We start from the raw sequence: 19,384 nt of genomic DNA, 5'->3' as shown, positions 1-19,384 counted from the left end.
TGGCGGGTTACGGGCTTCACGCCAGGGGCGGCGTTCCGGCCGCGGAGTGTGTGTCGCGGCTGACCGCTGTGCCGGACCTTTGCGCCGCGGTGAGACCGGTGGCGGTCCGGAGCACTCGGTCGCGGACCGCCGCCGGGAGAAGGGCGGCGGTCCGCGTCATCAGGGCCTCCCCGCCGACCGGGTAACGCCGACGCGGAGACCTCGTCGACAGCGCGCGCCGGATGACGTGCGCCACCTTTTCCGGGCCGGGCAGTGGGCTCAACCCACTGATACGGCGTTCGACGGCGGCGTACCCGTCGGAGTAGGGGGACGAGCCGTGAGAAGGGAACCCCGCCACGGATCCGGACACCAGTGGGGTGTCGTGGAAGCCGGGTTCCACCAGCGAGACGTGGATGCCGAAGCGGGCGGTCTCCATCCGCAGCGCGTCGGTCAGCGCCTCCAGGCCGTGCTTGCTCGCGCAGTACCAGCCGTTCATGGGCAGGGCCAGCAGCCCGCCGAGGGAGGTGATGTTCACGATGCGGCCTTCTCCCCGGCGCCGCATGGCCGGCAGGACCAGGCGCGAGAGGCGGGCCGGGGCGAGCAGATTGGTCTCCAGCGCGCTGCGTGCCGCCTCCTCGGAGACGTCCTCCAGGGCTCCGGCACAGGCCACGCCGGCGTTGTTCACCAGCGCCCAGGGGCCGCCGTCCGTCATGGCCGCGATGGTGGCGAAGGCGCGGTCGCACGCATCGCTGTCGGTGACGTCCAGCACGGCGGTGCGCAGGGCACACCCCCGTGCTTCGGCGGCCACCGTGAGCGCGTCCGCCTTGGCCGGGGTGCGGGCGGTACCGATGACCTCGTAGCCGGCGGCAGCCAACTCGCATGCGGTGGCCATGCCGATACCGCTGGTCGCGCCGGTGACGACGACAGTGCGCATGTGTGGCTCCTGCGATCGGGTTTCCGGCCTCGCTGCGGATGCTTGCCGGGAATGAGCGGCACACTATCGGCGCGAATCCGGCGGGCATTACCGGAAAACCCGTTCGTGTTATTTTCCGCTCGATACGCAACGTCGCCGTTTCCGCGTTCGCGGCCTGCCGTTGGGCATGAAAGGTCATCAAGGCCCGTGTGATTATCGTACTGGTCGGATACTCGCCGGAGTCTGCTTAGATGGGTAATCCGCCTGTACTGAGGCGCCGCAAAACCACCATGGGGAAATCGTGGGACATACGTACGCACGGTTGGCGGGCATTGACGCATACCTGCCCAGGACGATCCTTTCGACCGCCGAGTTGGAAGACGAAATCGCAGAACACAGTCCACATTTCGACGTGCCGAGAGGGCTCATCCAGAGACTCACCGGCGTCGAGCGCCGCCATGTGCGGCCGGAGGGCTGGCGGGCATCCGACCTCGCGGTCGCGGCCTGCGAGCGCATGCTCGGCGACCTGGGCAGATCCGTGCGCGACATCGACCTGCTGGTGTTCGCGGCTGCCAGTACGGACGTGGTCGAACCGGCCACCGCCCATATCGTCGCCGCCAAGCTGGGTGCCGTGTGTCCGGTCATGGACGTGAAGAACGCCTGCAACAGCTTCCTCAACGGAGTGCAGGTCGCCGACGCCTTCATCCGGTGCGGCGCCTATCGCACCGTCCTCGTCTGCACCGGCGAGGAGCTGACCCGATTGAACCGCAGGAGCATCGCCGGGCCCCGGGAATTCGTTGAGGCGATCGCTGGGAACACCATGTCGGATGCCGGGGCCGCGATGCTGCTGGAGGCTTCTCCCGAACCCGGCATCCTGGCAGCGGAGTTCCTCTCGAACTCCGCTGCCTGGGCGTCCGTGGTGCTGCCGCTCGATGAGGCGGGCGGCGGTCGGCCGCGGCTGGCAGCGAACACCGCGAAACTCGTGGAAGCCTTCGATGTCTTCGGCGCGTCCGTGGTGAGCGAACTGCACGACCGCGTCGGCCATCACCCCCGGGACGCGCCGCTGTGCTGCGTGCACCTCGCGGCCACCTCACTGATCCCCTTGTTCTGTGGCCGGTCCGGCGTTCCCGAGAACAGGCTCGTCACCACCATCGCCGAACACGGCAACACCGCCTCCGCCACGCTGCCGCTCCAACTGGCCGCGGCCATGCGGTCAGGACGGGTCGGCGCCGGAGATGTCGTGCCGCTGATCGGCACGGCCAGCGGCGTCAGTCTGGGCATCGTGCTCGTGCGGCTGTAGGGCCGCTTTCATTCGGCTTTCCCATCGAGAGAGAGAACGTTCGTGACGCCCCCGTATGAAACGCTCTTCACCGTTTTGACGGCCCACTTCGACGTGCCCGAGGAGCGTGTGACACCGCAGGCGACCTTCCGCGACATGGAACTGGACAGCCTCGCGCGGGCGGAACTCGCCTTGGTCATGGGGCAGCGTCTGGGAGTGCGGTGCCAGGACGCGGACGTCCCGGCAACCATGTCCACGAGACAGCTCGCCGCCGTGCTGGAGGACCGGATGACCGTCTCCCGACGGCACGGCGCCCCATGAGCCGGCCCGAGACCGTCGTCACGGGCATCGGCCTGGTCACCCCGGCGGGGGTGGGCACGGAGCAGACCTGGGAAGCGGTCGTAAGGGGGTTGCCGACCGCCGCCACGAGGCCGGACCTTCAGGGACTCCCCGTCGACTTCTGCTGCTCCGTACCGCCCTTCGACACGCGGCGTGTGCTGGGCGCGAAGAGGAATGCCTGGCGGCTCGACCGTCATGTGATCCTCGCCCTGACGGCCGTGCAGGAAGCGGTGGACAGCGCCGCTCTGCGCCCGGAGGTCTGGGACGGGCCTCGGGTCGCCGTCGTCATGGGGTGCAGCTTCGGCGGTGCGGCCACCTGGCAAGCGACGGCCCTGGGCCTGCGGGACCACGGCGTCGAGCAGATCTCGCCGGTGTTTATCCCGCGCACGATGGTGAACGGGCCGGCCGCCGAGATCGCTCTCGCCCTCGGGGCACGCGGGCCGAGCATGGCCACGGCGACGGCGTGCGCCTCGGGCGCCGACGCCATCGCCACCGGGCGCGCCCTCCTGCTGGCCGACGCGTGCGACATCGTTCTGGCGGGCGGCGCCGAAGCGGTCAACTGCACCACCGTGGTGGCAGGCTTCCACCGAATGGGCGCACTGTCTTCACGCCGTGACGACCCGGCGGCGGCTTCCCGTCCCTTCGCCGCCGACCGCGACGGGTTCGTCCTCTCCGAGGCGGCGGCCGTCCTCGTCCTCGAACGTGAGGCGGACGCCCGGGCCCGCGGAGCCACACCACGGGCCGTCGTGGCCGGATGCGCCTCCACCACGGACGCCCACCACCCGACGGCGCCCCACCCGGAAGGGCGCGGTGTGCAGGAGGCACTGGGGCTCGCGTTGCGCGGCGCGGGACTCACTGCGTCGCAGATCGACCATGTCAACGCCCACGGCACGTCGACCGTCCTCAACGATGCCGTGGAGGCCGGAGTGATCGGCCGGATGCTGCCGCACGGTCCGAGCGTCACCTCCGCCAAGGGCGTCCTTGGGCACTCGCTCGGTGCCGCCGGCGCCGTCGAGGCCGCGCTGACCGTGCTGACGATCGAGCGGTCGCTGGCGCCGCCCCTTGCGAATCTCGCCGCCGCCGATCCCTCGATGGACGTCGACCTGGTCATCGGTGCCGCCCGTGCACAATCCGTCGGCGCAGCGGTGAGTAATTCTTTCGGTTTCGGCGGCCATAACACCGTTTTAGCGTTCCGGCGAGCCTGACAGTGAGATCGGCCCGAGCGCACCGAATATCACATTAGACGCTCATGGGTGGCCCGGGGTTGCATCATTCGCCCCCACCCATCATAAAATCGCAACCCGCCCGATATTTCGCATTGTCCCGAAACTCGTCGAGTTCATTCGCGCCGCGTGTGAGGCGCTTCTGGCGGGATTTCCCAGCCGCTCCCCTATCTCTCGTTGCTCCGCCTCTGGAGGCGCTCTGTGCTGTCCGTAACCGGCTCTCCCGACAACGCGACGGATCCGTCCGGCGAAACACTCGCGATCGTGGGCGCCGCGTGCAGATTTCCCGGCGGCATCGACAGCCTCTCGCAATTCTGGCAAGCCCTGCTGGACGGCCGGGACCTGGTGGGGGAGGTGCCGGTCGAGCGATTCGATGCCGAGCGGTTCACCGGTGGGCGGCCTCGGCGGCCCGGCAGGAGTTACACCGCCGCCGGAGGGTTCCTCACGGACGTCACCGGGTTCGACGCGGAATTCTTCGGCATCTCGCCGCGCGAGGCGACCCGGATGGACCCGCAACAACGGCTGCTGCTGGAAATGGCGATCGAAGCGCTGGACGACGCCGGCACACCCCGTGAAGCGCTGGCCGGTTCGGACACCGGTGTCTACATCGGGGTGTCCAGCCGTGACTACAGCGAACTGCAGCAGAGCGACCCGGACAGTATCAACGCCTACATGATGGCGGGCAGCGCGGCGACGAACACTGCCAACCGGCTCTCCTACACCCTGGACTGGCACGGGCCGAGCATGGCCGTCGACACGGCTTGCTCCTCCGCGCTGACCGCCGTCCACCGCGCCTGCGAGGACCTGCGGGCCGGACGGTCCCGCACAGCCCTGGCCGGCGGAATCAACGTACTGCTCAGCCCGTACTCCTTCATCGGCTTCTCCGCCGCGTCCATGCTGTCCCCCACCGGCCGGTGCCGTACGTTCTCGGCAGACGCGGACGGCTACGTCCGGGCCGAGGGCGGAGGGGTCATCCTCCTCAAACGCCTGAAGGACGCCCTCGCCGACGGCGACCGGGTGCACGCCACCATCCTGGCCACGGGCGTCAACAGCGACGGCCGCACCAGCGCGCTGGCGCTCCCCAGCGAGAGCGCGCAAGAGGCCCTGCTGCGTCAGGTCTACGCCCGCGCCGAAGTGACCGCCGACGACCTGGCATACCTGGAGCTGCACGGAACGGGAACCCCCGTAGGGGATCCGATCGAGTGCCGGGCGATCGGCCGGGCCCTGAGCAGCCACCGCACCCTCGGACCGTTGCCGGTCGGCTCGGTCAAAACCAACATCGGGCACCTGGAAGCGGCATCGGGCATCGCGGGGCTGCTCAAGGCGCTGCTGGTGCTCCGCCATCGGCGGGTGCCGCCCACCTTGCATGCCGAGCCCCTCAACCCCGCGATCGACTTCGCCTCCTGTCGCCTGCGCCCGGCCCTGGACGCCGAACCGCTCGTGGATGCCGCGTGCCCCGTGGTGGGGGTCAACTCCTTTGGTTTCGGCGGCGCGAACGCCCATGTCGCCCTCGCCCCCGCGGCACCTTTCACCCTGCCGCGGCCCCCGGCGGAGGAACACCACCGGTTGCTGCCGGTGGTGGTCTCCGCACGCACGGAAGAGGGACTGGTCCAGGCGGCTGAACGAATGGCCGACCGGTTGTCCGAAGCGGGACCGCGCAACTATTACGACCTGGCCTGGACCGCCTGCCGCCGCCGGACCCGCCACGAGAAGCGGGCCGCCGTCCTGGCCACGACGTCCGATGAAGCGGCGGACGCCCTGCGGCTCTTCGCTCGCAGCCGGCAGATGAGCAAGGCACCTGTCGTCGAAGGCGCGCGGTCGGGGAAAGTGGGGTTCGTCTTCTCGGGCAACGGCTCGCAGTGGGCCGGCATGGGAACCGAACTCATGGCGCAGGAGCCGGTCTTCCGCACCGCGGTCGAGGAAGCCGACGCGGCCCTGACCCCGTACCTGGGCTGGTCGGTCCGGGATCGGTTCATCGCCGAGGAGCTCCCGAACGACCTGCATCGCACCGACATCGCCCAGCCAATGCTGTTCGCAGTGCAAAGGGGCCTGGTAGCCCTGCTGGACCACTACGGAGTACGGCCGTCCGGCGTGGTCGGGCACAGCGTCGGTGAGATCGCCGCCGCCCATACGGCCGGAGCCCTGAGCCTGGAGGATGCCGCCAGGGTGGTGGCCGCCCGCAGCCACGCGCAGGCGCCGACCGCCGACCGGGGACGGATGGCGGCCGTCGGGCTGTCCGCGGACGACGTCCGCGCCGAACTGGCTCTCTTCAACGGGAGTGTGGAACTGGCCGCGGTCAACAGCCCGCGCGATGTGACCGTCGCCGGGCCCGCTTCCGACCTCGAAACCCTCGGCAAGAACCTCAAGGGCCGCGGCGTGTTCTTCCGCCCGCTGGACCTGGCCTACGCCTTCCACAGCCGGGCGATGGACCCGATCGAACAGCCGCTGCTCACCGCACTCGCCGGGCTGGACCCATCGGCCACCGCTGTTCCGTTCGCCTCCACGGTGACCGGCAGCCTCCTGGGCGGTGAGGAGCTGGACGGGGTCTACTGGTGGCGCAATGTGCGCCGTCCCGTGCTGTTCAGCGAGGCCGTCGGGGCCCTGCTCGACAGCGGGTGCGACGTCTTCACCGAAATCGGCCCGCACCCGGTACTCAGCACCTACTTGAGGCGGCTGACCACCGAAGAAAGGTCCGTCCCGGCCACCGTCGTGCGCACCTGCTCGAACGGCGACTCGGGCACCCCTGCCGTGCGGCGTTCCGTCGGCCACCTGCTGGCCTGCGGCGCCCAGGTGGACTGGGACAGCTACTTCCCCCTCCCCGGGCAGGTGACCGACCTGCCCGGCTACCCGTGGCAGCGGCAGCGGCACTGGAACGGAACTCCTCAATGGTGGACCCGGACCGGTGGCGAGGACGCCGAAGCCCCCGCGCACCGGCTGCTCGGTGCCAGGATGGCGGTGGCCGAACCCACCTGGTCCGGCCCGCTGGTGACCACCCGGCTGCCGTGGCTGGCCGACCACACGGTGGGCGGCGCCATCGTGGTGCCGGCCGCCGCCTACGTGGAGGCGGCCTTCGCCGCCGCCCGGGAGCACGACCAGGTGACGCCCGTGGAGGTCACCGCCCTCGCCGTCACCCGAGCGCTCACGCTGCCCCGGGACGAGGACGCGGAACCGGACACCCTCTTGCAGGTCTCCCTGTCGGCCGACGACCGTACAGTGACCGTCAGCAGCCGTAGCGGCGGGGGCGGCGACTGGCGCACCCACGCGAAGGGACGCGCCCGGCGGCTGCTGCGCCCCACCCCGGCCCCCCTCGATCCCGTAGCCCTGGGCCAAGCACTGCCGCGCCGGCTTTCCGCGCAGGATCACTACGCTCAGGCCGCGGCCACCGGTTTGACGTACGGACCGGCGTTCCAGGTGCTCACCCAGTTGCGCGTGGGCCACGGTGAGGTGCTCGCCGCCTACCGCCTCGATCAGCCCTCCGACGGCTTCCATGCCCACCCCGCCCTGCTGGACGGCGCATTGCAGGCCGGAGCTCCGCTGCTCCCCGCCGGCACCGGCTCTTCCGCGCCGTACCTGCCCGCTCTCATCGAGGCCGCGCGCATGTGGGATTCCCCGACTCCCACCGGTTTTGTCCATGTCCGTTCCCGGAAGACGAGCGCACACGAGGTCTGCTGGGACGTGACCGTGCTGGACGAGGACGGACGGGTCACGGTCGAACTGGAGGGCTGCCGACTGCGCCGTTTCGCCGGCGGACGCACCGGCACACCGGTCGAACGCTACGAGACCGTGCTGCGTGCCGCCCCCCGCCCCGGCCCGCACCCCCCGCCCCTCGCCCTCTCCCTCCACCTGCCGTCGGAGGACTCCGGTCACCGCTCCCGCACCGACGAGCGCCCGGCCTCGGTGATGTTGACGGTCGCCGACTCCCGCACGGAAACGGATACCGTCGCCGCCGGGCGGTACTGCAAGGAAGCCAGCGCCCACTTCGCGGCCGCGGCCCTCGCCCGGTTCGACTGCGGCGGCGAGTACGCCCCCGACCGTCTCGTGGCGGCGGGCATGCGGCCCGCGTACCGGAAACTCGCGGCGCTGCTGTTGGCTCTGTCGGAGGAACACGGACTGGCTCGCCGCGTCCCCGGCCGGCCCGGCGCCTGGTCGCTCACAGACACCCCCCGCCCGCACGAGGTGTTCCGGTCGGCAGTCGTCGCCCTGCCGCAGTTCGCGGACGCCCTTGCTCTCTACGGACGGTGCGGCCTGCGACTGAGCGAGGTGCTGCGCGGCGCGCAGGGCCCCCTCGAGCTGCTGTTCGGCGAAACCGACCGGCACTTGCTGGAAGAACTGTACGGCCGGATCCCCGGCCAGCAGGACCAACTGCGGATCTCGCGGCAGTCGCTGGCCGCCGCCGTACGCGACTGGCCCGCCGACCGGGTGCTGCGCGTCCTGGAGGTGGGCGGGGGCACCGGGGGCGCCACTCGGGAGTTGCTGGACGTCCTCCCGCCCGAGCGGACCCAGTACGTGTTCACCGATGTCTCGGCCGGGTTCTTTCCCCGTGTGCGCGAGCGTTTCTCCGACCACCGTTTCGTGGACTTCCGCACCCTCGATCTCGACCGGCACCCGGCCGAGCAGGGATTCGCCGGCGGTGCCTTCGACCTGGTCGTCGCCCACAACGTGCTGCATGCCACCGCTGATCTGCGCAACAGCCTGGGGCATGCCGGATGGCTGCTGGCCGAGGGCGGGCAGCTGATGGCACTGGAACAGCACGACGCCGGGCTCTTGGCGCTCTGCTTCGGTCTTCTGGACAGCTTCTGGTCCGTCACCGACACCGACTCCCGGCGTCCCGACTCGCCGCTGCTGAGTGCACCCGCGTGGACCGCACTGCTGCGGGAGTGCGGTTACCAGGACATCCACCGGACCGGTGACCAAGGAGGCACCTCCTCGCTGTTGCTGGCGCGCCGTACGGCCGTAACCAGCACGCCACCCAGCACTCCCGACCGCATCGCGGCCGAGCAGCGACCGTCCACTGCGGGCACAGACGTGCGCTGGGTCGTGGCCGCGGAGACCCCGGCGTCTCCGCTGCCCCGGTCGCTGTGCGCCGCCCTGGCTGCCGACGAGCGGCATCAAGTGCACTGCTCCGTGCCGAGCACCGACCCGGACCACTGGGCCCAATGGCTCCGCGGGCGGACCTCGCCGGTTCACCTCGTCCTGGTGCTGGGTGAAGAAGAACAGGCCGTCACCGTGCCGGAGACAGCCATCGACCTGGCGGTCCGCCGTACCGCGGTCTTCGCCGCCATCGCCTCGGCATTCGACCGCGACGCTACCGTGCCGCTTTCCGTGTGGCTGGTCACCCGGCCCTGCGGCGTGGCGCCGCCCCCCGAGTCCGTCACCCACCCGGGGGACGCCGCGGCCTGGGGCGCCGCCCGGTGCCTGGGCAACGAGCATCCCGGCATCACCGTCCGATGCGTCTCCCTGGAGCCGGACGAGGAGTCCGGCGCCGGCGCCGATCGGCTGAGCGCGGAACTGCTGGACCCGAGCGAAGAGCTGGAGGTCGTCCTCACCCGGGCGGGCCGGTTCGTACCCCGGCTGAGCGAAGCCGCCAGGACGCGACCGGTCAGGGAACCTGATGCCGCGGCGGGTACGGAACGCGGTGCCTACCGCCTGGAACTTCGTGACCCCGGCTTGGAGCACCGCCTGGTCTGGGTTCCGGAGCGGCTTCCGGCACCGGGGCCCGATCAGGTACTCATCGAGGTGCGTGCCGCCGGTCTGAACTACCGGGACGTCATGCTGGCCACCGGGCTGTTGCCCGCCGGAGCCGAGCCGGACAACGAGGCCGGGCCGGGACTGGGACTGGAGTGCGCCGGCACTGTCGTCCGTACCGGTGCCGACGTCACCGGTCTGACGGCCGGAGACCGGGTGGTCGCCATGTCGGAGGCGTCCGCCTGCCTGGCCTCCCACGTGGTGGTGGACCGCGCTCTGGTGGGCCGTATCCCTGACGAAATGGGCTTTGTGGAGGCCGCCACCTTGCCGGTGGCCGCCCTGACCGTCCGGCACAGTCTGCATGACGTGGCCCGACTGGCTCCCGGCGAGACGCTGCTGCTGCACGGCGCGGCGGGCGGCGTCGGCCTGGCGGCCCTGCGATTCGCCCGCGAACGGGGAGCCAGGGTGCTCGCCACGGCGGGCACTCCGGCCAAACGTGACCTGCTGCGGCTACTGGGCGCCGACCATGTGCTGGACTCCCGCAGCCTGCGCTTCGCCGACGAGGTCCGGACCCTGACCAACGGCCGCGGCGTCGACGTCGTCCTCAATTCACTGGCCGGTGAGGGGCTCGCCCGCAGCATGGAACTCCTGGCCGACGGCGGCCGCTTCGTAGAACTGGGCAAGCGGGACATCCACACAGACGGCCACCTGGCGATGCGGGCCTTCCGGCACAACACCGCCTTCTTCGGTGTGGACTTGCTGCGTCTGCTGGCTCAGCATTCGCTACGCACCGCCGGTCTGCGGGAGTTCTGGGACGACATCGAGACCGGCGTCTGCACCCCGCTGCCGCATCGGGACTATCCGGCCGATCGCGTGGAGGAGGCGTTCCGGGTGCTGCGGCACTCCCGGCACATCGGCAAGGTCGTCGTTACCTTCGACGAACCGCCCGCCGTGGAACATCTGCCCCGTCCGGCGCCTCTGGATCCGGGGGCCACCTATCTGATCACTGGTGGCCTGACCGGTCTCGGTGCCGCCATCGCCCGCCACCTCGCTGCCCGCGGTGCCCGCCATCTCGCCCTCCTCGGCCGCCGCGGTCCCGAGACACCGGAGGCCGGGCAGCTTCTCGACGCGCTCGCCGACAGTGGTGCGCACGCCATCGCCTACCCGGCGGACCTCTCCGACGGACATGCCCTCGACCGCGTCCTGCGGATGATCGACGCCACCGGGCGTCCGCTGAAGGGCATTGTGCACGCGGCCGCCCGCTATGACGATGCCCCGCTGTCCGAGTTGGGACAGCAAGAACGCATCCGTGCGGTGCTGGGCCCCAAGATGCTCGGAGCCCTTCTTCTGGAAACCCGCCTCCGCGACCGGCCGCTGGACTTTTTCGTCTCCTGTTCCTCGATCGCCGCGCATATCGGTAACCGGCAACAAGCCGCCTACGGGGGAGCCAACCTCTTCCTGGAGGCGCACAGCCGCAGTCGCCACCGTGCCGGACGCCCCGGCCTGGCCATCGCGTGGGGCGCGCTCAGCGACACCGGCTTCACGCATCGCACGGAAGAGCTGGCCACCAGCCTGGAACGCAGAGGACTCACTGGCTTCTCGGCTGCGGAAGCGTGTGCCGCCCTCGACACCTTGCTGGCCGAGGGAGCCGAGGCCACGGTCGTCGGCCGGTTCGACTGGCCTCGGATGCAGCAGGTCCTGTCAAGCATCGCCAGTCCTCGCTTCGCCGAGATCGCGGCCGGCAACCACCTGGACGGCACAGGTGGCGGCGAGCCGCTCAGGGAGCAACTGGCCCAGGCCTGTGCCGAACAGGCTCTGGAGCTTGTCACCGAAGCCCTCGTCGGACTGACCGCCGGCGTCCTGCAAACCTCCCCGGACCGACTGGACCGCAACCGCCCCCTCGACCAGCTAGGGCTCGACTCCCTCATGGCCGCCGAGCTGGTCGTGGCCACCCGGCGCCGGCTGGGCTGCGAACTCCCGGCACTGGAGATCATCGGCGCCGGCGGCCTGACCGATCTGGCCCGCCGCGCCCTGACCCGCCTCGGGCACACGCCCGCCGCCACCACCGACCACCGGACGCAGAGGAGCACGCGTTGATCCGCCCCGTAAGCAGTCAGGTACGCCCTGCTTCTTCAACCTTCCCGCTCAAGGTGCGCCGGAGCGCGCGCATCCTGACCCTGGCCACCTGCCTGGTGGTGAGCGGGGTATCGGCCGGGGGGACCGCGACCGGCACCGTGAGCGATCCGGCACCGGTTGTCGGCTCTGCCGCCGCTCCAGCGAAAGTCCGCCCGGTGACCCTGCGGATGCCGGACGGGACCCGCCTCCGAGGCAGTGTCGCGGAGCCTGCGGCACCCGGCCCGCACCCGTTGATCGTCATGCCTTCCGGGGGACTGGGTGGGTACCAGTTGTTCCGCAGGACGCAGCGGGCCTTTGCCAAAGACGGGTACGTATTCCTCTCCTACAATCCGCGGGGGCTGCCTCCGTCGGAGGGGATGATCGCTGGGGCCACTCCCAGGGACATCGCGGACGTGTCACACGTGATCGACTGGGCACTCGCCCATACTGGCGCGGACCCGCGCCGCATCGGGGTGACTGGAGTCTCGTACGGCGCGGGAACCAGCCTGCTGGCCGCGGCCGCGGACCCGCGGATCGAAGCGGTCGCAGCCATGAGCACCTGGACCGACATGGCAGACCTGCTGCGTGTCAACGGGACCCGTACCACAGGGGCGGTCGCCATCGCTGTTCCCGGACTGGTGGTCGACCGGCCGGACCCCTCCTTGGGCGCCGTCGCGCACTCCTATCTGACGCGCAATCACCGGGCCATGACCGCTTGGGCGAGGCCCCGCTCACCGATCAACTACGTGGACCGCATCAACGCTCACGGCACAGCGGTGTTCATCGCCCAGCCCTGGCGCGACAGCCTGACCACCACGACCGACCAGCTGGGGGCCTTCTTCGACCGCCTCCGTGGGGTCAAACGCCTGGAACTCCGGCCGGGCGACCACGGTGGACCGGAACTCACCGCTGTCTGGCAGTCCAACGAGGTCCACGACAGCGTGCACCGTTGGTTCGACCACCTTCTCAAGGGCCGGAAGAACGGTATCGACCGTGAGGCGCCGGTGCAGCTCCGCCCGGTCAACAGCGGACCCGACTTCGGCGCCCGCTACGGGTTCGAGCCCCACTCCGGCTGGTCCGCGATGACCGGTCGGCACCGGGGGCTCACCCTCGGTCCTGCCGGACGCCTGGTCGACGGTGCCGCGGACTCACCTGATGGTTCCGCTGCCGGGCCCGGCGTGGCGGCGCAGCGCATCAGCACCGGGCTGGACTCCCTCGCCGACAGCGGCGTGCCGGCCCTCCAGCAGAATGTGCAGGCCGCACTGGGGGCGCAGCAGCCCGTGCCGATGGCGGCCCTGCGGCGCCCCCTGGCGGCCGTATGGAAGACCGCGCCTTCGCCCCGCAGCCAGCACGTGCGGGGCACCGCTCGGGCCCGGCTCCACGTCACGCCCACCGGACAGGACGGAACACTGGTCGCCTACCTGTACGACGTCGACCGGCAGGGGCTTGGACGCCTGATCACGCACGCCCCGTACACCTTCCGCGACAGGACCCCGGGGACCGCGTTCACCGCCGACTTTCCGCTGCTGCCGACCGCTTACGACGTGCCCGCAGGACACCGCATCGCCCTGGTGGTGGACGCGGCGGACAGCCACTACGTGTCGGACAACCCCCCGCTGGCGGGCATGACGTTGGCCTCCGCCCCGTCCGCCCCTTCCTCGGTCTCTGTACCCCTGCGCTGACCGGCCGTTTCCCACTCGACGAAAGGTCTGACGATGCGTATCGACGCCCGTGTCAGTGTGGCTTCAGCCGCCGTATGGCTGCCCGAGGGGCGCAGCGGTGTGGAGGACGCCGTCGCCAACGGCATCCTCCAGGACAGTGATGGCGTTCCAGCCTGCTCCGCGTCCGTGCCGGCCGGACAGGGTGAGACCGCGGAGGAGATGGCGGAAAAGGCCGCGGGTAGAGCGCTCGCCGCCGCGGGCCGCACGGCGAAGGACATGGACTACCTCGCCTATGCGTGGATCGACCGCACCAGCAAGAACGGGGCGCCTTCCCCGCCACACCGCCTTGCCAGGAGGCTGGACACCGGCGACTGCCCCGCGCTCGGCCTCGTCCAAGCGTGCAACGGTGGCGTAGCCGCAGTGGAATCCCTGGTGACACGCATGCTCGTGGAGAGCCGGACCCGCCACGCGTTGGCCGTCACGGCGGACACCTTCGCGGCGTACGGGGAGCAGCGCTGGTCGGACCCGACGGTGCTGGTCCTCGGCGACGGAGCAGCCGCCGCCGTGCTGACCGCGGGCCCGGGGCCGATGGACCTGCTGTCCCTGGCCACCAGCGGTCATACCTGCCCGCGCATTCTGGAACCCGGCAGTGTCCGCTCCCAGGGCGCGACGGCGCAGCAACTGCTCGAAGCCCTGCACAGCGTGGAAGAACTGCGTCGTAATGTGGGGACCGCCGTGCGTCAGGCACTCGACGACGCCGGTATCGACGAAGGCGATCCCCGCATCAGCAGTGTGCTCCTGCCCCGCCTGGCGGAATCCTTCCTGGACTCACACGTCCGCCCTGGCCTGCCCGAGCGGCTGCGCGGTCGTGCCGTGAATCCCGATCCGTCCACCGGCCATCTGGGAGCCGGGGACGCCCTGGCCAACCTCGCATACCTCTCACGCCCCGGCGGCGTCCCGCCGGGTGGATACGCCGTAGTGGTCAACGGCGGGCAGGGGGTGACGGCGAGCTGCCTGGTCCTTCGAGCGGCAGCAGACACCTGACCTGTTTCCCCACCGGCGTCCGCGTCACGTCCCAGCCGGGGGCCAGCAGATCCATCAGCGGCAGCCCCCGCCCCGACTCGGCGCCGGGATCGTCCAGTCGTACGCCGGTGCGCCTGGGCAGACGCCTCCGGTCCGGGTCGTGCAGCCGGACCCAGACCCCGGCGGGCCCCGCCTCCACCTCCGCCACCAGCGGCGCGAAGTCGCCGCAGGCGTGGACGGCGTTGCCGTACAGCTCGGCGAGCACGAGCTGGGCGCTGTCGACTGCGTCGGGCCTGACTCCGGCGCCGTGCAGGACGTCGTGGGTGAGCCCGCGTGCCGCGCGGAGGTTGCGCGGCGACGCGGACATGTGGAGGACGAAGCCGGTGGGGGTGCGGGTGAGGTAGTGGCCGAGGTGAGCGATTGCAGGGTGGGTGTTCTGCGGGGCGAGGTTCATGGGGCCTCCAGTCACGGGCCGACACTCCGTTGCGTCGGCGGTCCGCCAACTGGCGTGCAGCGGCGGCAGGTTGAGAGTGCACCCTTGCGGCGTTAAATCGCAACGTTTCTACCCTAACGGGTGACTGTTTCGATAATGCGCTCCGTGAACTCCCCGCAGAAGCGCAGACTTGCGGCATGCCGAACTCTCCCCTGGTCCCGACTGTCCGACGCCGCCGCCTCGGTGCGACGCTGCGCAAGCTGCGCAACGACGCGGGTCTCACTCTCGACGAGGCCGCCACGGCCATGGGCTGGCAGAGCCCCAAGTTGTCGAAGATCGAGAACGCGGTGCAGGCTGTCAGGCCTCATGATCTGGCCGCCCTGCTCGACGTGTACGACGTCACGGATGCCGAGGCGCGCAGCACGTTGGACCGCCTTTGCAAGGACGCGGGCAAGCGGGGCTGGTGGCAGACCTACTCGGGCATCGTCCTGCCGCCCTACGCGGACTACATCTCGCTGGAATCCGATGCCGAGCAGGTCTGCGACTGGGCGCCGTTGCTGGTTCCCGGGCTACTCCAGACCGCCGCGTACGCCAGGGAGACGATCGCGGGCATCACTACGCGTGCCCCTGACGAGGTGGCGGCCCTCGCCGAGGTGCGCATGGCCCGACAGTCCGTTCTGACCCGGCCGGGCTCCCCGCTGGAGCTCTGGGCGATCCTTCATGAGGCGGCGCTCCACCAGCGGTTCGCAGCGCGGCCCGCGACGATGCGCGAACAGCTGCGTCGACTGCTCGACGTTTCCGAGCTGCCCAATGTGACCGTGCAGATCATGCCGCTGTCCTCAACTCCCCATCCAGGGCTGGATGGAGGGTTTACCTTGGCCAGGTTCCCCCGCCCTGTACCGGACGTCGTTCTTCTGGAGAATCTCGGTCGGGCGGCATACGTTGAGGGTGACAATGCGGCACCCTTCGCAAGGGCGTACGAGCGCATCAGGGCTGCGGCGCTCTCTGTGGAGGACTCGCTCGTACGGATCGCAGAGCTGGAAGAAGGCCTCAGAAAGTGAAGCACCCCGACGTGGACCCGCGCGATCGCGACCTTTCTGGAGCGGTCTGGCGCAAGTCCTCAGCCAGCGGCGGAGAGAACAACTGTGTAGAGGTCACCGACCTCCCCGGCGGCGTTCGCGCCGTACGTGACTCCAAGAACATCGGCGGGCCGACGCTCATTGTGGGGTCCGCGGCCTGGGCCAGTTTCATTGAAGCGAGGCGCACGTGATCCGCCTTGAGGTGGAGGGGTACGCAGATGCCGCCTGGCGCAAGTCATCAGCGAGCGCCGGAGAGCACGAATGCGTCGAGGTCGCCCACCTCCCCGGAGGCGCCCGCGCCGTCCGCGACTCCAAGAACCCCGAAGGCCCCGCCCTCGCCGTGGGGCCCGGCGCCTGGGCCGAGTTCATCGGCGGCGTAACGGGCTGACGCCGCCTACCCCCCCCGCACGACGGGCGCTCCGCCCTGGTCAGCGGCGCCGCCCTGCGCGCCGCCGGGGTCGAGGGGCCCCGCGAGTTCGTCCAGCGGGCCACCGTCGTGTGCGACGCGGACGGAAGGCCGACCGGGCATCTGATCGAGCACGCCGCCATGGACCTCGTCCAGGCCGTGCTGCCCCGGCCCTCCTTCGCCGAGCGCCGCGCCCGCCTCGTCGAGCTGCTCTCGGCCATGGCGGCCACCGGGCTGACCGGTGCCCACGTCATGGACCTCGGCGGAGGCGACGTACCGGAGCTGCTCGCCGCGGTCGAGCGGCAGGGCGAGCTGCCGCTGCGGCTGCGGCTCGCCCCCTGGTGCATGCCCGGGGTGGGGGAGGCCGGGATCCAGGAGATCATCCGCCTGCAGGGCGAGGCCGGGCGGCTGTGGCGGGTCGGCGGGGCCAAGTTCTTCATGGACGGCACCGTCGAGGGCGGCACCGCCTGGCTGGAGCACGCGGACTGCCACGGCCAGGGCACGGACGCCTTCTGGCCGGAGCCCGAGGCGTACGCGGACGCCGTGCGGCAGCTGCACGCCGCCGGGGTGCGGACGGCGACCCACGCCATCGGGGACGCGGCCGTGCGGCACGTACTCGACACCGTGGCGTCCCTCGGCCCGGGCGGCCGCCTCGCGCACCGCGTCGAGCACATCGAGACCGTTCCGGACGACACGGTTCCGCGCTTCGCGGAGCTGGGCGTCATCGCCTCGATGCAGCCGCCGCACACCGCGTACACACGCGCCGACCACGGCGACGAGTGGTCCAAGCGGCTCGGTGACGTCCGCGCCGCCCGGGCCTGGCGTACGCGGGACCTGCGGGACGCCGGGGCCTTCGTGGCCCTCGGCTCCGACTGGCCGATCGCCCACTACGACGTGCGTGAGGTTCTGGCCACGGCTCGGGTGCCCCGGGGTGCGGCGGGCCCCGCCCAGGGACTCACCGGGCTCATGGCCCTGGAGGGCTGCACCACGCACGCCGCCGTCGCCCCCGGTGAGGCGGGCGTGGCGGGGCGGATCGCCCCCGGGTTCCGGGCGGACCTGACCGCCTTGGGCCTCGACCCGGTGGCCGCGCCCGCCGACGAGGTGGCCGAGGCGCCGGTCCGCCTGACGGTCGCGGGAGGCCGGGTCACGCACCGAGGGGTCTGCTGACGCGCGGCACGCGAAAGGGGCCGTACCAGAAGCGCTGGTACGGCCCCTTTCACGTGCGGAGCGGCTAGACCTTGACCCGCGCCCGCGGCCACAGCGGCGCCTCGCCCCGGACCGCCACCTCCCGCGGCAGCGCATACGGCAGATCCCCGTACCAGAAGCGGGTCACCGCGAAGCCGAACGCCAGACAGATCATGCCGCCCACCGCGTCCAGCCAGAAGTGGTTGGCCGTCGCCACGATCACCACGAGCGTCGCCGTGGGGTAGAGCAGGCCGAGGATCCTGGCCCACGGCGCCGAGGCCAGGGCGAAGATCGTCAGGCCGCACCAGAGGGACCAGCCGATGTGCATCGACGGCATCGCCGCGTACTGGTTCGACATGTTCTTGAGGTCGCCCGAGGCCATCGAGCCCCAGGTGTGGTGGACCAGGACCGTGTCGATGAAGGTCGTGCCGTTCATCAGGCGGGGCGGCGCCAGCGGGTAGAGGTAGTAGCCGACCAGGGCGACCGCCGTGGTGGCGAAGAGGACGAGGCGCGTGGCCGCGTACCGCCCGGGATGCCACTTGAACAGCCAGACCAGCACACAGAGCGTCACCACGAAGTGCAGCGTCGCGTAGTAGTAGTTCATGCCGACGATGAGCCATGTCACCGAGTCCACGGCGTGGTTGACGCTTCTCTCGACGGCGATCCCGAGGTCCTGCTCGACGCGCCAGATCCAGTCGGCGTTGCGCAGGGCCTGCGCCTTCTGCTCCGGCACGGCGTTGCGGATCAGTGAGTACGTCCAGTAGCTCACCGCGATCAGCAGGATCTCGAACCAGAGCCGGGGGCGGCGGGGCGTGCGCAGACGACGCACCAGATTCCGCCCCTTACGGGCGTCTTCCTCGCCCGCGATGGGTGAATCAGCGGGGGCCTGCCGGCCCTCAAGTGTCGTCACGATCGTCTCACCCATAGGCCAGAGTCTGCCAGATCCCCGCCCCCCGACCGATCATCCCCTGGTCGGGTTCGGACCGCATTCTCTACACCGGAGGTACGAGTCCGGCCCCGGGACGGCCCTAGGGGCGCCTGGGCGCCGAAGCGGTTGAACCGCGAACCACCAGCTCCGGCATGAAGACGAACTCGCTCTGCGGGGCGGGGGTGCCGCCGATCTCCTCCAGGAGTGTACGCACCGCCGCCTGACCCATCGCGGGCACCGGCTTGCGCACCGTGGTCAGGGGTGGATCGGTGAACGCGATCAGCGGGGAGTCGTCGAAGCCGACCACCGAGATGTCGTCCGGGACCTCCAGGCCGCGCCGGCGGGCCGCCCGTATCGCCCCGAGCGCCATCATGTCGCTGGCGCACGCGATGGCCGTGCAGCCGCGGTCCATCAGCGCCGCGGCGGCGGCCTGGCCGCCCTCCAAGGTGTAGAGGGAGTGCTGGACGAGGTCCGCCTCGATCTCGTCCGGGGTGAGGTCCAGCTGGTCCCGCATCGCGCGTACGAAGCCCTCGATCTTCCGCTGTACGGGCACGAACCGCTTGGGGCCGAGGGCCAGCCCGATGCGCGTATGACCGAGGGAGACGAGGTGCGTCACGGCCAGGCTCATCGCCGCGCGGTCGTCGGGCGAGATGAACGGCGCCCGCACCTTCGGAGAGAAGCCGTCCACCAATACGAAGGGCACGCCCTGCGCCCGCAGCTGCTCATAGCGCTGCATGTCGGCGGAGGTGTCCGCGTGCAGGCCCGACACGAAGATGATCCCGGACACGCCCCGGTCCACCAGCATCTCGGTCAGCTCGTCCTCGGTGGAGCCTCCGGGGGTCTGGGTGGCGAGGACCGGTGTGTACCCCTGCCTGGTCAGGGCCTGCCCGATGACCTGCGCGAGCGCGGGGAATATGGGGTTCTCCAGCTCCGGCGTGATCAGCCCGACGAGGCCCGCGCTGCGCCGGCGCAGGCGCACCGGACGTTCGTAGCCGAGCACGTCGAGCGCGGCGAGCACGGACTGGCGGGTGGCCGCCGCGACGCCCGGCTTGCCGTTGAGCACGCGGCTTACTGTCGCTTCGCTGACACCCGCCTGGGCTGCGATGTCGGCTAGCCGTGCGGTCACAGGATTGGAC

General features: G+C 70.8%; 13 protein-coding genes and 1 pseudogene. 10 read left to right on the top strand and 4 right to left on the bottom strand.

The features are described from left to right. Positions 1-16 precede the first annotated feature (16 nt). A complete protein-coding gene (locus ACWDVB_RS11765; RefSeq protein ID WP_451514495.1) occupies positions 17-913 on the bottom strand; it encodes an SDR family oxidoreductase in 897 nt (298 codons plus the stop codon). Positions 914-1,214: 301 nt separating this feature from the next. Between ACWDVB_RS11765 and ACWDVB_RS11760 the strand changes: the two genes are divergently transcribed. The 6 genes from ACWDVB_RS11760 to ACWDVB_RS11735 all read left to right on the top strand — a co-directional run bounded on the left by ACWDVB_RS11760 (position 1,215) and on the right by ACWDVB_RS11735 (position 14,238). Then, a complete protein-coding gene (locus ACWDVB_RS11760) occupies positions 1,215-2,192 on the top strand; it encodes a 3-oxoacyl-ACP synthase III family protein (protein ID WP_451514494.1) in 978 nt (325 codons plus the stop codon). A gap of 42 nt (positions 2,193-2,234) precedes the next feature. Then, positions 2,235-2,492, top strand: a complete 258-nt coding sequence (locus tag ACWDVB_RS11755) for an acyl carrier protein (RefSeq protein ID WP_451514493.1) — start codon at positions 2,235-2,237, stop codon at positions 2,490-2,492. Continuing rightward, positions 2,489-3,715, top strand: a complete 1,227-nt coding sequence (locus ACWDVB_RS11750) for a beta-ketoacyl-[acyl-carrier-protein] synthase family protein (protein ID WP_451514492.1) — start codon at positions 2,489-2,491, stop codon at positions 3,713-3,715. Before ACWDVB_RS11755 ends, ACWDVB_RS11750 begins: the two co-directional genes overlap by 4 nt. A gap of 219 nt (positions 3,716-3,934) precedes the next feature. Further along, entirely contained in the window at positions 3,935-11,515 is a 7,581-nt protein-coding gene (locus ACWDVB_RS11745; RefSeq protein ID WP_451514491.1) for an SDR family NAD(P)-dependent oxidoreductase, read from the top strand. Positions 11,516-11,721: 206 nt separating this feature from the next. Then, positions 11,722-13,215, top strand: a complete 1,494-nt coding sequence (locus ACWDVB_RS11740) for an alpha/beta fold hydrolase (protein WP_451514616.1) — start codon at positions 11,722-11,724, stop codon at positions 13,213-13,215. Between the two features lie 57 nt (positions 13,216-13,272). Continuing rightward, the gene (locus ACWDVB_RS11735) at positions 13,273-14,238 is read left to right on the top strand and encodes a hypothetical protein (RefSeq protein ID WP_451611960.1); all 966 of its coding nucleotides are present in this window, start codon (positions 13,273-13,275) and stop codon (positions 14,236-14,238) included. Here the strand turns inward: ACWDVB_RS11735 and ACWDVB_RS11730 are convergent. Continuing rightward, the gene (locus ACWDVB_RS11730; RefSeq protein WP_451514489.1) at positions 14,177-14,686 is read right to left on the bottom strand and encodes an ATP-binding protein; all 510 of its coding nucleotides are present in this window, start codon (positions 14,684-14,686) and stop codon (positions 14,177-14,179) included. The genes ACWDVB_RS11735 and ACWDVB_RS11730 overlap by 62 nt on opposite strands. A 161-nt stretch (positions 14,687-14,847) precedes the next feature. Here ACWDVB_RS11730 and ACWDVB_RS11725 point away from each other — a divergent pair, with 161 nt between their 5' ends. From ACWDVB_RS11725 to ACWDVB_RS11710, 4 genes and pseudogenes are all read left to right on the top strand, one after another. Continuing rightward, positions 14,848-15,711, top strand: a complete 864-nt coding sequence (locus ACWDVB_RS11725; protein ID WP_451514488.1) for a helix-turn-helix domain-containing protein — start codon at positions 14,848-14,850, stop codon at positions 15,709-15,711. Then, complete coding sequence (locus ACWDVB_RS11720) at positions 15,708-15,920, top strand: DUF397 domain-containing protein (protein ID WP_451514487.1); 213 nt, start codon at positions 15,708-15,710, stop codon at positions 15,918-15,920. Before ACWDVB_RS11725 ends, ACWDVB_RS11720 begins: the two co-directional genes overlap by 4 nt. Continuing rightward, a complete protein-coding gene (locus ACWDVB_RS11715) occupies positions 15,917-16,117 on the top strand; it encodes a DUF397 domain-containing protein (protein WP_451514486.1) in 201 nt (66 codons plus the stop codon). Before ACWDVB_RS11720 ends, ACWDVB_RS11715 begins: the two co-directional genes overlap by 4 nt. Before the next feature lie 18 nt (positions 16,118-16,135). Beyond that, a pseudogene (locus tag ACWDVB_RS11710) lies at positions 16,136-17,302 on the top strand (amidohydrolase); the annotation flags it as partial. Between the two features lie 64 nt (positions 17,303-17,366). Here ACWDVB_RS11710 and ACWDVB_RS11705 read toward each other — a convergent pair. Both ACWDVB_RS11705 and ACWDVB_RS11700 read right to left on the bottom strand, forming a co-directional pair. Then, a complete protein-coding gene (locus ACWDVB_RS11705) occupies positions 17,367-18,245 on the bottom strand; it encodes a phosphatase PAP2 family protein (protein ID WP_451514485.1) in 879 nt (292 codons plus the stop codon). Between the two features lie 103 nt (positions 18,246-18,348). Then, on the bottom strand, positions 18,349-19,374 hold the full coding sequence (locus ACWDVB_RS11700) for a LacI family DNA-binding transcriptional regulator (RefSeq protein ID WP_451514484.1): 1,026 nt from the start codon (positions 19,372-19,374) through the stop codon (positions 18,349-18,351). Between the last annotated feature and the right edge of the window lie 10 nt (positions 19,375-19,384).

The sequence above is a fragment of the Streptomyces sp. NPDC003379 genome (genome assembly GCF_053589195.1).
This window is presented reverse-complemented; position numbering and strand designations above follow the sequence as displayed.